This is a genomic window from Sphingomonas sp. IC081, assembly GCF_006874585.1.
Classification (GTDB): Bacteria; Pseudomonadota; Alphaproteobacteria; order Sphingomonadales; family Sphingomonadaceae; genus Novosphingobium.
Genome location: NZ_CP029761.1, coordinates 1,551,507 through 1,564,195, shown reverse-complemented (window position 1 = coordinate 1,564,195; position 12,689 = coordinate 1,551,507). Strand labels below are relative to the sequence as shown.

General features: G+C 67.3%; 9 protein-coding genes. 5 read left to right on the top strand and 4 right to left on the bottom strand.

All coding sequences use genetic code 11. The features are described from left to right. Positions 1-60: 60 nt before the first annotated feature. From DM450_RS07545 to DM450_RS07535, 3 genes are all read right to left on the bottom strand, one after another. A complete protein-coding gene (locus tag DM450_RS07545; protein WP_312846169.1) occupies positions 61-2,463 on the bottom strand; it encodes a TonB-dependent receptor in 2,403 nt (800 codons plus the stop codon). Positions 2,464-2,587: 124 nt separating this feature from the next. Next, positions 2,588-4,366, bottom strand: coding sequence for a tetratricopeptide repeat-containing sulfotransferase family protein (locus DM450_RS07540; RefSeq protein WP_142633815.1), 1,779 nt, complete (start codon positions 4,364-4,366; stop codon positions 2,588-2,590). A 49-nt stretch (positions 4,367-4,415) separates the two neighbouring features. Next, positions 4,416-6,164: a gamma-glutamyltransferase family protein gene (locus tag DM450_RS07535; protein WP_260610291.1), complete on the bottom strand. Its 1,749-nt coding sequence runs from the start codon at positions 6,162-6,164 to the stop codon at positions 4,416-4,418. A gap of 245 nt (positions 6,165-6,409) precedes the next feature. On the opposite strand from DM450_RS07535, the gene DM450_RS07530 reads away from it, so the two are divergent. From DM450_RS07530 to DM450_RS07510, 5 genes are read left to right on the top strand one after another with little or no spacing between them, the layout of a single operon-like run. After that, complete coding sequence (locus DM450_RS07530) at positions 6,410-6,862, top strand: MarR family winged helix-turn-helix transcriptional regulator (RefSeq protein ID WP_142633813.1); 453 nt, start codon at positions 6,410-6,412, stop codon at positions 6,860-6,862. Further along, positions 6,859-8,916 (top strand): FUSC family protein, encoded by a 2,058-nt coding sequence (locus DM450_RS07525; protein ID WP_142633811.1) that lies wholly within the window; start codon positions 6,859-6,861, stop codon positions 8,914-8,916. The genes DM450_RS07530 and DM450_RS07525 overlap by 4 nt, the downstream gene beginning before the upstream one ends. Continuing rightward, positions 8,913-9,128, top strand: coding sequence for a DUF1656 domain-containing protein (locus DM450_RS07520; protein ID WP_142633809.1), 216 nt, complete (start codon positions 8,913-8,915; stop codon positions 9,126-9,128). The genes DM450_RS07525 and DM450_RS07520 overlap by 4 nt, the downstream gene beginning before the upstream one ends. After that, positions 9,125-10,063 carry an efflux RND transporter periplasmic adaptor subunit gene (locus tag DM450_RS07515; protein WP_142633807.1) on the top strand — a complete coding sequence of 313 codons (939 nt, stop codon included), beginning with the start codon at positions 9,125-9,127 and terminating at the stop codon, positions 10,061-10,063. Before DM450_RS07520 ends, DM450_RS07515 begins: the two co-directional genes overlap by 4 nt. Before the next feature lie 53 nt (positions 10,064-10,116). Next, complete coding sequence (locus DM450_RS07510; RefSeq protein WP_142637630.1) at positions 10,117-11,499, top strand: efflux transporter outer membrane subunit; 1,383 nt, start codon at positions 10,117-10,119, stop codon at positions 11,497-11,499. 40 nt (positions 11,500-11,539) lie between these two features. On the opposite strand, the gene DM450_RS07505 is transcribed toward DM450_RS07510, so the two are convergent. Further along, positions 11,540-12,688, bottom strand: coding sequence for a glycosyltransferase (locus DM450_RS07505; protein WP_142633805.1), 1,149 nt, complete (start codon positions 12,686-12,688; stop codon positions 11,540-11,542). Position 12,689: the final 1 nt, after the last annotated feature.

The window sequence follows — 12,689 nt, the reverse complement described above, 5'->3', positions numbered from 1 at the left end:
CCCAGGCTGGCGCCCGGGCCTGCGGTTTTTTGCGTTTCTCGCGTCACTCCGGCGCGAATGTCAGAAGTCGGCGCCGAACTTCAGGCCGATCACGCGCGGACGGATGACGTAATCGTAGAACACCCCGCCGGTGCTGCTGTCGCCGACATAGTCGCCGCAGGTGGTTTCGAGGCACTGGACGCTGGTGTTGACCACGCCGTTGCTGTTGAACAGGTTGGTGGCGTAGAGCTCCACCCGGTAGCCGTCCTTCTTCACGCCGATGCTGAAGTCGGCGGTGGTATAGGCTCCGAGGTTGCCCTTGATGCTGTTTTCCAGCGTGCGAAGGTCGCTGCGGCGCTTGCCGATGTAGTTGGCAGCGAACTGGACGTGGCCGTCCCACCCGCCGACCGGGAATTCGTAGCGGGCAACCGCATTGCCCTTGAACTTGGCGGTGATCGGCAGGTGCGTGCCCTTGGGGGCGAGCAAGTCGTTCGCGGCGCCGTCCGAACCGGCAAGGCTGCAGTCGAACGCGCTGTTGGCGATCAGGCAGAAGTCCTTGCGGATCGTGGCGTCGTTGTAGCTGCCAGAGAAGTCCAGCGAGAAGCCGTTTTTGTTGTACCCGACGTCGAATTCGACGCCGCGAATGCGGGCCACGCCGGCGTTGCGGATCTCGGTAAGGCCGTTGGCGCCCAGGAACGAGAGCTGGATGCCGTTCCAGTCCTCCTGATAGACGGCGCCGTTGAAGCGCACCGGGCCCCACATCGTTTTCCAGCCGATCTCGTAGTTGTCGAGCCGGTCGGGCTTGTAGGGCGCCAGCGTGCCGCGGCGGTTGATGCCGCCGGGGCGGAAACCGCGCGACCAGGTCGCGTAGACCAGCGCGTCGGGCGTGATCTTGTAGGTGAGGTTGGCCTTGTAGATCGCGTCGGTCTTCGAGGTCGACTTGTCGAGGTTGGTGCAGGGCGATCCCTTGACGATCGCGTCCTCGAAGCAGGCGGCGACGCCGGTGCGGCTCGAATAGCCGGCGCTGTAGCCGTAAAAGCCGACCAGCGAATTGTTGTAGTGATAGAGGCGCAGGCCCCCGGTGGCGCTCAGCTTGTCGGTGATGTCGTAAGTCAGTTCACCGAAGGCGGCATAGTCGCGGTCGACGCGCTTCTGCTGGGTCAGCCAGATGTCGCTGGTGGTGCCGGGCACCTTCAGATCGTCGGCAATGCCGTCGATGATGTAGTTCTGCTCGATGTGGTGTTGCTGGCGCTGGTAGAACACGCCGCCGATGAAGCGCAGCGGGTTGCTTTGCGGGGAGCTGATGCGAATTTCGCCGAACTGGCGGTGGTAGGCGTCCTTGCCCTTGATGTACTGGTTCGGGCTGACGAGATCGCCCGCATTGTCGTAGAGGTAGGCGCCGGAGCCGAACAGGGCATCGTAGAAGTAGGAGTAGTCCGAATAGTCGGACTGCGTCCAGTCCTTGCGGTTGAGGATGCCGCCGGTGGCGGTGAGGTCCCAGTTGCCGATCTTGCCCTCGATGGTGAGGGCGGCCTGATACCACTCGTCCTTGCTCTTCTCGGGATTGTACTGGACGGTCTGCAGCTTGCCGCTGACGGCGCTGGAGCGTTCCTGCGCGAAGCTGCCGTTGGTCTTCTGGACCTGGCCCATGATGGTGGGCTTGATCGTCCAGTTGCCGTCAAGGTCGATGCCCAGCGCCAGGCGGCCGCCGTAGGTATCGACGTCGTTGTAGTTGTCCTCGACGAGCTCGGCATTGTCCTGGGTGATGCCCGAGACGGCGAAGGTGCGGCTGCCGTGGACATTGTCGATATAGCCGCCGTCATGGCGATACCAGCCGACCAGGCGCGCGGCGACGGAATCGCTGATCCGGTAGTTGATGAAGCCCTGCATCACGCCGCCCATGTCGCCGTGCGAGACCGAGTTCACTTCCGCGTCGACTGCGCCGTACGTGCCCGAGGTGTCTGGCGCATTGGTGACGATCTTGATGGTGCCCGCCATCGAGCTGGCGCCGTAGAGCGTGCCTTGCGGGCCGGCCAGCGCTTCCACGCGGGCGATGTCGTAAGCGTGGATGTCGAGCGCGCCCTGGATGGTCGTGATCGGCATTTCGTCGAGATAGGTGCCGACGGTGGGCAGCGGGCCGGAGTGGTTGGCGTTCTCGCCCGAGGCGACGCCGCGGAAGTAGACCTGGCTGAAGCCGGGCTGCACCGTCTGGATCGTCACCGAGGGCAGGAACTTGACGACGTCCTGCAGTTCCTTGACCTGCAGGTCCTTCAGCTTTTCAGCGCCGAGTGCGGTGATCGCGATCGGCACGTCCTGGAGGTTCTCGACCCGCTTCTGGGCCGTGACGTAGATGACGCCATCGGCGGCGGGCGCCTGTGCGGCCTTGTCGTCCTGCGCCAAGGCAGGTTGCGCTGCAGCAATCGCGGACGACCCCAGCAGCATGGCGACCATGCTGCGACGAAACGAAATGCCGGAAACGACCACCCGTTAACCCCCATTATGTCCTCTATGCGTAGGTCTCCATAATTTTCGGGAACCGGCAATAGGGCTTTGGGAGGTCGCTCATGTTGCGGTGCAGCTATGACATTTCTGCCACATGAACACACGTTCAGGATTTTGCGTAAGTCTCTGGAAGATCGCCCAATGCTGCCGTGAGCGGGGCGAGCCAGGCCTCGTAGGCGCGCCACTGGCCGACGCCGTCGCGGTTGATCGGGCGGCGGACCTGTTCGCTCGAGGCGGTGCGCACGGCGCGCGTGTTGTTGTGGAATTCGAGGCAGGCGGGCTCGAACGGCAAGCCCAGATAGTCGAGCAGCGCGCGGACGCGGCTTTCGGGATCGTCCAGCAGGTCCTCGTGGATCACCCGGTGAACGCGGCCGGGCATCACATCATCGTAGTGGCGCATCACCCGCACATAGTCGGCATAATAGCGGCCCATGTGCGCGAGATCGTAGGAGAACGCCTGCCCCTTGGCGTAGTTCTGCCGGAAATTGGAGACGCAGCAATCGAGCGGATGGCGGCGGGCGTCGATGATCTTCGCATGGGGCAGGATCAGCGCGATGAACCCGAGGTAGGCCCAGTTGTTGGGCAGCTTGTCGATGTAGAAGGGCTTGTCGGTCTTGCGCTGCACGCGCGTGCGTTCGAGGAATTCCGCCCCCAGTTCGGCGCGGCGCTGCGGCGACATGGCGGCCAGCGCGGCTGGCCAGTCGCGCGGGCGTCCGCCGGTGGCCTGTGCCTCGCGCATGGCAAGTGCCGGAATGTCGGGCAATTCCATCGTGCCCTCGATCTGCGAGTGGCTGCCGAGGATCTGCTCGATGAGCGTGGAGCCGGCGCGCGGCATGCCGAGGATGAAGATCGGCGCGGGCGAGGGATCGCCGCCATCGGCATGGGCGGCGAGGAAGGTCGGCGAGAACGTCCCGATCACCGCGTCGACCTGCTCGGCCACGGCCTCGGGATCATGCTGCAGCTCCATGCTGCGCAGCGCGTTGCCCTGGGCGTAGTGCGCAAACGCGGCTTCGGCCTCGCTGCGATCTTCCAGCGCCTTTGCGAGCGCGAAATGGAGGTGCAGGCGATCGTCCGGCCCGATGCCGGCCTGATCCAGAACGCGCCGCATCGCCGCGACATCGGCATCGCCGAAGCGGACCGTCTTGAGGTTGGCAAGGCTCCACCATGCCTCGCCGAGGGCAGGTTCGAGGGCGATGCAGCGGCGATAGGCGCTGACGGCTTCGGCCTGTTCGCCCAGTGTCTTGAGGATATGGCCGTAGCTCATCCAGAGCTTGGCGTGGTCCGGGAAACTTTCGAGCAGCTCGCGGTAGATCCTGCGCGATTCCTCGTATTCCCCGATCCGCCCCAGCGCCGCAGCCTTGAGGTTGAGATCGCCCGCACTGGCGCTGTTGGCGGCGAGCACGTGGTCCAGCGCGGCCACGGCATCGGCGAAGCGGTTCTGCTTGTAGAGAACCGTGGCAAGATTGGCGCGGGCCGCGGCAAAACCGGGGGCCAGTTCCAGCGCGCGGAGCAGCAGCGTCTCGGCGTCGCGGTAACGGCCAATTCGCCCGGCGAGTTCCGCCATCATGCGGATCGCGGCGACATCGCGCGGCTGGGCGGACAGGCGTTCCCGCAGGCCCGCCTCGGCGGTCGGCAAATCGTTCGCCAGCAAGGCCTGCGCGATGGCGATCAGCGCGGGATCGCGCACCGAGGCGCGGATCGCGGCATTTTCCGCCCGTTCCGCTTCGCTGTCCCGTCCAAGCGTGCGCAGGGCCTGTCCGAGCAGGCGCAGCACGCGCGGATCCTCGCCCTTGCGGGCCAGCGCCTCGCGCAGCAAGGGCACGGCCCCGGCAGGGTCGGTCGCGACGAGTTGGCCGAGCGGAACGGCAGGTGCGGTGTGATTCATCGGCGCCGACTATGCGTGGCCGATCCGCTCCGCTCAAGCCGGACCCGCGTCAGAATCCCCTGGCCACGCCCTCCCGGCGGGGATCGGCGCCGCCAAGGTAACCCTTGGGGGTCACGACCACGGCCTGCAGCCCCGATTCCTCGCCCCTGCCGGTCGACAGCGGCATGCCCCGCGCGGCGAGCCCGGCCATGATCGGTTCGGGGAACTTGTCGGCATTGAAGGCATCGCCCTTGGCGACAAGGTTGGGCAACGCGACGGCGTCCTGCGGCGTCATCTTCCAGTCGAGCATGGCGACCAGCACCTTGAGGTTGTAGGCCTGGATCGACGTGCCGCCCGGCGATCCTGCTGCGGCCACGAGCTTGCCCTGCGGGGTGAGGACGATGGCCGGGGCCATGCTCGAACGCGGGCGCTTGCCGGGGGCCGGGGCATTGGCGGCAGGCGCGCCGTCCTGGTCGCGCGGCGAGAAGGAGAAGTCGGTCAGCTGGTTGTTGAGGAAAAAGCCGTCGACCATACGGCCCGAGCCGAAGATGCTTTCCACCGTCGTTGTCATCGAGACGACGTTGCCTTGCGTGTCGATGATGACGAAGTGGCTGGTACCGCCCGGTTCGGCGGTGGCATCGGGCCCGTTGACCGGCGCCCCCCTGGGCATGCCGAAGCTCACGGGACCGGCCCTCTCGCCGATCAGCGCGGCGCGGCTGGCGAGATAGTCCGGGTCGAGCAGGCCCTGTTCGGGCACTTTCACGAAGGCCGGGTCGCCGACGTAGCGGTCGCGGTCGGCATAGGCGAGGCGGCTGGCCTGGGCGAACTGGAACCAGGCCTTCTCGTCGCTGGCCGAGCGCGTGTTGATGTCGGTATGGGCAAGCAGGCCCAGCGCGACCTGCAGGCCGAGGCCGCCCGAGGGGGATTCAGGGGTGCAGACGACGTAAGTGCGATAAGGATTGCACAGCGCCGGGCCGGAACGCGGCTTGTAGGCGGCCAGATCGGCCAGCGTCATCGTGCTGGGGCGCGGGCCTTCGTGGAGGCGGGTGATGATGTCCTGTGCGACCGGGCCGGTGAGCAGGCCGGATGCGCCGAACTTGGCGATCCGCTCCAGCGTCTGCGCGTAAGCGGGATTGCGCAGCCGGTCGCCCGCGACATAGCGGGTGCCGTCCGGCTTCGTGAAATAGCGCACGGCGTCGGGCGAGGAGGCCTGCGGCGCGCGCGACTTGATCATGCCGGCAAGCCGGGGGCTGACGATGAAGCCGTCCGCGGCCAGTTCGTGCGCCTTGCCGAACAGGCTGCCCCAGGCGAGCTTGCCATGATCGCGGTGCGCCATGTCGAGCATCGCGACGGCGCCGGGAACACCGGTGGAGATGCCGCCCAGCACCGCGTCGACAAAGGGCAGGGGCTTGCCGCCGTCATCGACGAGGAGGTGATTGCTGGCGCCGGACGGGGCCATCTCGCGCCCGTCGTAGGCGGTGACCTTGCGGGTCCTGGCATCGTAATAGATCATGAAGCCGCCGCCGCCGAGGCCCGAGCTTTGCGGCTCCACCAGCCCGAGCACGGCCTGGATGGCAACCGCGGCATCCACCGCCGAACCACCCTTGCGCAGCACCTCGACTCCGGCCTCGACCGCCAGCGGATTGGCCGCCGCGACCATCGCGTGGCGCGCAAGGCCCCACTGCTGCGGGCGGGTGTTCGCAGCGGCAACATCGACAGGCGCCTCGGCCTGCGCGATCGACGGCGCGGTCAGCGCGAAAGTCAGCGATAGGGCGAGGGCGGAAGCGGTGATACGGCGGAAGGCGGTGGGGCGGCGCAAGTGCGTTCTCCTGTCTGGGAGCGACCGATTTTCCCGTGGCTTAACGAGCCTTGCCGGCTTGTGCCAGCCCCGCCGCCCCTGGCCATGTGCAAGAGTGGGGCTTCCTGGGCGCCTCGCTGCCCGATTCCGGCGCCTGCATCTTCGCAAATGCAGCAGATGCAATTGCCGATTGGCTTGCGGGACTTGCAATAATATCTCCGTTCGTTCGCCTTGCGGTCATTAGTTAGGCTGCTAAGTACCCGTCCATGCAGGAACGACGAAAGCGCGAACGGGCATTTGCCGAAAGGCTGGCGCCGGTGTCGCGATCATGGCGGCAACTGGCGGACGATGCGCTTTCCTCGCTCGGGATTTCCAACTCCTCGGGCTGGGCGCTGGTGCACTTGCTGCGCCTCGGCAAGACGGTGCGCCAGAGCGAGCTTGCCCGCGTCGTCGGGGTTACCGAACCCTCGCTGGTGCGCACGCTCAACCTGCTGGAAGGCGCCGGGCTGGTCGCGCGGATCGCCGATGAGACCGACCGCCGCGCCAAGCACCTGTCGCTGACCGCTGATGGCGAGGCGCTGGCCGCACGAATTGATACGCGCCTCAACACATTGCGCGCCGGCCTTCTGGATGGCATCACCGATGCGGACCTCGAAACCACCGTGGCGGTTCTCGACCGAATCGCTGCCCGCGTGGCTGAAAGCAGCAGCAAGCCATGACCAAGCGCTTTGGATTTGATGCAGCGCTGTTTTCGGTGAAGGCGTACCTCGCCGCGATCCTGGCCGTCTACATTGCCCTGTCGATCGGGCTGGACCGGCCGTACTGGGCGTTCCTGACATCCTATATCGTCGCCCAGCCGCTGGCGGGCGCGGTGGTGTCCAAGGCGATGTTCCGCGTCGTCGGCACGTTCATCGGGGCGGCCGCCGCAGTGTTCATGGTGCCGCCGCTGGCCCATTCGCCCGAACTGCTCACGCTGGCGATCGGTGGCTGGCTGGCGATCTGCGTTTTCGTCTCGCTGCTCGACCGCACACCGCGCTCCTATGCCTCGGTGCTGGCGGGTTATACGGCGGTGCTGATCGTGCTGCCCAGCGTCGATACCCCGCAGCTGATCTTCACCACGGCTTCGCTGCGCGTGCAGGAAATCACCATCGGCATCCTGTGCGGCAGCTTTGTCCATGCCCTGGTGTTTCCGCAGTCGGTGTCGGCCTTCATGCTGCAGCGGGTGACCGCGATCCTGACCGACGCCGAGCGCTGGTCACGCGATTCGCTGTCGGTCGATGCCGATCCCGCGATCGACCGCGAGCGGCGGCGGCTGGCGCTGGACGTCACCGAATTGCAGCAGCTCTCGATCCACCTTCCTTACGAGAGCACCCGCATCGCCCCGCGCATCCGCACCGTGCGTGCCCTGCAGGACCAGCTTTCGCTCATCATGCCGCTGGGGGCCGCCGTTGCCGACCGGATCGCGCAACTTCATGAGGCCGGGATCCCCCATCCCGATATCGCCCGCCTGCTGGACGATACGCGGGACTGGTTCGCGCGCCTCGGGCACATGGACATCGCCTCCCGCACCGCCGAGGCCGAGGCGCTGCGCGCCCGCTGCGCCGCGCTGGAACCGCCGGTTCGCGCCGCCACGCCCTGGCACGACATCATCCTGCTCAGCCTGCTCTCGCGCCTTTCGACACTGATCGCGGCGCATCGCGACTGCCGCGATCTCGCCGAACAGCTGGAGACGCCGAGCACCCGTCCGGTCAGTGCGCGCGCGGCGGAACTGCTCGAAGGGCGGCGCGGGCGCGAGGTCCATCGCGATTATGGCGGGGCGGTCCGCGGCGCGCTCGGGGCCTTCGCCACCATCGTGTTCGGCTGCTATCTGTGGATCATGAGCGGCTGGCACGACGGCAGCACCGCGATCATGCTGGCAGGCGTGTTCACCGCGCTGTTCGCTTCCGCGCCGGACCCGCTGGCACCGCTGCGCACGTTTTTTGTCGGCACCTTCATCGCGGTGCTGCTGGGCATGCTCTACGGCTTCGTGCTGATGCCGCGGCTGGACGGCTACCTGCAGTTTTCCGCGACGATGGCGCCGATGCTGCTGATGCTGGGGATGCTGATGCAGTCCCCGCGTTACGCAGGGGTGGCGATGCCGATGCTGCTTGGCCTCGGCTCGCCGGTGCTGGTGGCGAACGAGTATGTCGGCGGTTTCGCCAGTTACATAAACGGCGGCATCGCCCAGCTGGTGGGCATTCTCTACGCCATCGTCATGATCCGCCTGCTCAATTCGACCGGCGCGCAAGCCGCCATCCGGCGCACGATCCGTGCCGGATGGGGGGATATCGCCGAACGTTCCAACCTCATGGGCCCGCCCGACGTGCGCGCCTGGATCAACCGCATGCTCGATCGTATCGCACACCTTGCCCCCCGCCTTGCCATGGCCGGGCGTTCGCCCGGAAAGCCGCTCTACGATGCCCTGCGTGACCTTCGCACCGGCATTGCCATCGGCGAACTGCGTGAACTGCGCCTGGGCATGTCGCCGGAACGCAGCGCCCCGCTCACCGCCGTGCTGGCGAGCGTGGGCGACTATTACCGCGGCCTCGAACCGGATCGTCCCGCTCCTGCCGACCCCAGGCTGCTGCACGAGATCGACGTCGCGCTCGGCGCCGTGCAGCATGACGAGGATCCGGCCGTCGGTCGTTCCGGCGTGCTCAGCCTCTACAGCTTGCGCCGCAACATCTTCCCCGAAGCGCCGCCCATGGCCGCGCCCGAAAGGGTGGCGGCATGAGGGGCGAGATCTCGTTCGACGGCGTCTTCGTGCCGACCCTTCTGGTGCTCGCGGTGATTGCCTCGGTCATCACCCTGATGCTCATGCGCATTGCCAATCTCGTGGGTTTCTACCGCCTATTCGCCTATCGTGCGGCGGTTGACCTGTGCCTTTACATCCTCGTGCTCGGGCTTCTGGTCTGGGCCGCTCCGCTGATCGGTTTCCGCCAATGAAGAACCTGCTTGCCCGGATCGCCCCGAGCCTTGCGACCATCGTCCTTGTCGTCCTGTCCGCAGGCGTCGCCTACTGGCTCTGGAACCATTACGAAGACAGCCCCTGGACCCGCGACGGCCGTGTCCGCGCCGACGTGGTGCGCGTCACGCCCGACATCGGCGGCCTCGTCACCTCGGTGGAAGTGCGCGACAACCAGGAGGTCAGGGCAGGCGACCTGCTCTTCGTGATCGACCGTCCGCGCTACACGCTGGCGATGCAGCAGGCACAGGCCGCCGTCGCCAGCGCGCAGGCCAAGCTGGGTCAGGCCCAGCGCGAGGCCGCGCGCGACCTTGCCCTCGGCGACCTGGTGGCGACCGAAAGCCACGAACAGAACGTTGCCGCCGTCGCCACCGCCCGCGCCGCGCTCGATCAGGCGCTGAGCGCGCTCGACAAGGCCAAGCTCGACCTCGCGCGCACCAATGTCCACGCCTCGGTCAACGGCACCGTGACCAACCTCGACCTGCATCCGGGCGACTATGTGGCGCCGGGCAGCCAGGCGATGGCGCTGATCGACAGCGATTCGATCCGCGTCGAAGGCTATTTCGAGGAAACCAAGCTGCCGAATATCCACGTCGGCGCGCCGGTGACGGTCGTGCTGATGGGCGAGACGCGCCAGATCAAGGGCGTGGTCGAGAGCATCGCGGCGGGCATCAACGACACCACCCGCAGCGATTCGCGCAACCTGCTGCCCAGCGTCGATCCCACCTTCACCTGGGTCCGCCTTGCCCAGCGCATCCCCGTCCGCGTGAAGCTGACCGATGTGCCCAAGGACGTGCGCCTGATCGCGGGCCGCACCGCGACGGTGACCATCGAACAGCACGATCAGGCGCCCGCCAAGAGCCAGAAGCAGGCCCGGAACCCGGCCCCCAACGCATCGGCGGAGCCTGCCCAGTGACCATCGCTCCCCGCCTCCTCCCCCGACTCCTCGGTGCCGCCTCGCTTGGCGCGATGGCGATGCTGGCCGGCTGCGTTGCCGGTCCCGACTACAAGCCGCCGGAGCATTCGGTGGCGACCATGCCTTCCGCCAACGGCGCCTTCGCCTCGGGGCAGGGGCCGGAGTTCTCGCAGGAGCCGCTGCCGGACCGCTGGTGGAGCCTCTACGACGATCCGCGTCTTGATGCGCTGGTTGAGCAGGCGCTGGAAGCGAACGCGAACTTGCGCGCGGCCGATGCCAATTTGCGCCGCGCCGACGCGGTGGTGCGCGAGGCGAGCGGGCAGAAGGCGCTGGGCACTTCGGTGCTGGCCGATGCCGACCTCGAACGCGACTACACGACGACGTCCGCCGGCACCAACATGCCCGGCGTTCTGACTTACGATCTCGGTTTTTCAGTTACTTATCCGCTTGACCTCAATGGCAAGCTGAAGCGCGCCATCGAAGGCAGCCTGGCCGACCGCGAGGCTGTGGAGGCCGCGCGCGATGCCGTGCGCATCAGCGTCGCGGCGGCAGTCACCAAGGCTTATGCCGATGTCTGCGCGGCCAATTACCAGCAGGCGACGGTCGAGAAGGTGATCGCGCTGCAGCAGCAGACGCTCACCGCCACCACCCGGCTGCAGCGCGGCGGACGCGGCACCGCGTTCGACGTCAGCCGTTCCCGCACGGCGGTGGAGACCAGCAAGGCCAGCCTCCCGGCCTTCACCGCCAAGCGCAAGGCAGCGCTCTATCTGCTGGCGACGCTGCTGGGCAAACCGCCCGCGGAATACCCCGCGGACGTCGAAAGCTGCGCCGCGCTGCCAAGGCTGCGCTCGCCGATGCCGGTGGGAGACGGTGCGGCGATGATCCGCCGCCGTCCCGACATCCGTCAGGCCGAACGCACCATCGCGGGCGACACGGCCAGGATCGGCGTCGCCACGGCAGACCTCTATCCCACCGTCAGCATCGGCGGCGGCATCATCAACGACGGCAAGCTGGAGAACCTCGGCAAGACGCATAGCTTCGGCTTCAGCCTTGGCCCGCTGCTGAGCTGGAGCTTCCCGAACCGGCCGGTGGTCAAGGCGCGGATCGATGCGGCCAATGCGCAAGTCGAAGGCGATATCGCCAAGTTCGACGCGGCCGTGCTGGAGGCCCTGCGCGGCACCGAAACGGCGCTGGAGACTTATGCGCGCGATACCGACCGTGCCGCGGCACTCGGCAGCGCGACGTCCAGCGCCGGGGTTTCCTCGGCGCAGGCAGCCAAGCTGTTCCGGTTCGGGCGCAGCGATCTGCTGTCGCTGCTGACGGCACAGGCCAATCTGGCCTCGGCTCAGGTCAACCATGCGGCGGCGGAAGCCTCGCTGGTGGATGACCAGATCGCCGTGTTCCTGGCGCTGGGCGGCGGCTGGGAAAAGCAGTGACCGTTCGGGGACTGCCTTGCGGCAGTCCCCGAAAGCGGCGTCAGGCCGCGCGGCGATGGCGCAGGCGCGCTTCGTAAGCCGCGAAAAGATCAATGAAATGTTCGTCCATCGTGCGTGCCGTGGCGGCGGGACGCGGACGTTCGCGCACCACCGCGCGGATCGCTTCGGCGGCGGCGTGGACATCGGCCGCCGTATAGGTCCGGCCTGCGCCGCCGCGGGCATGGTCGGCAGCGCCCCCGGCATCGGGAACGATCACCGGAACCCCGCTTGCCCGTGCTTCGGCGGCGGTCATGCAGAACGTCTCCGCCTCGCAGCCATGGACGAGGCCGTCCGCGCTCGCCATGATCCGGGCAAAAGCGGCACGGTCGCGCTCAGGCTCATAAAGGCGGACATGCGGGTTTCCGGCGATATGGCGCAGGATCGTGCGCTGCTCGCGCCCTTCGCCCAGCATGACGAGGCCGATCGGGCTCTGCTGGCTGGCCATGCTCACCGCATCGATCACCAGCGGCCAGCGCTTTTCCGGCGCGAGGCGGCCGATCGCCAGCAGCAGCGCGGCGCTTTGCGGCAAGTCGCAACCGGCCAGCAGGCGGGCCCGCAAGGCCGGATCGCGATGGTCCGGCGAGAAGCGGTTTGCCTCCACACCCATCGGGATCGTCACCGTGTGGCTTACGCCGCCTTCGTCGAGGCGGCGGGAGAGGTCGCTGTTGGCGCAGACGACATAGTCGTAGCGGCGGGAATTGCGGCGCAAGTGCTGCCAGAACATCGAGAACTGCCGGTCGATGGTCTGGCGCGAGAACACGTCGCCCAGCCAGCGATAGGCATAGGCCGACAGCGGATCGGCATGCATGACAAGGCTGCGCGGTGTCGGCGCCGCCCAGTCCGCCACCAGCCCCGCGCTGCGCCAGGGCGAGGTCGCCTCGACGAAATCGGGGGCGAGGGCATCGAGCGCGGCGTGGAGGCGCGGCGCCTCGTTGAAGTACCAGTACTTGCGGTCCAGCGGGAAGCGCGGGCTCTTGAGGGTGACGATGCGGGCGCCGGGGCCGCGCTCGATCACCGCTTCCTCGTCGCCGGGGGCCAGAATGACGATCTCGTGGCCGAGCGCCGGGCCGATCCGCAGCTTCTGTTCGACATACGTGCGCACGCCGCCGCCCTGGGGGGAATAGAAGGCGCAGACATCGACAATCCGCATG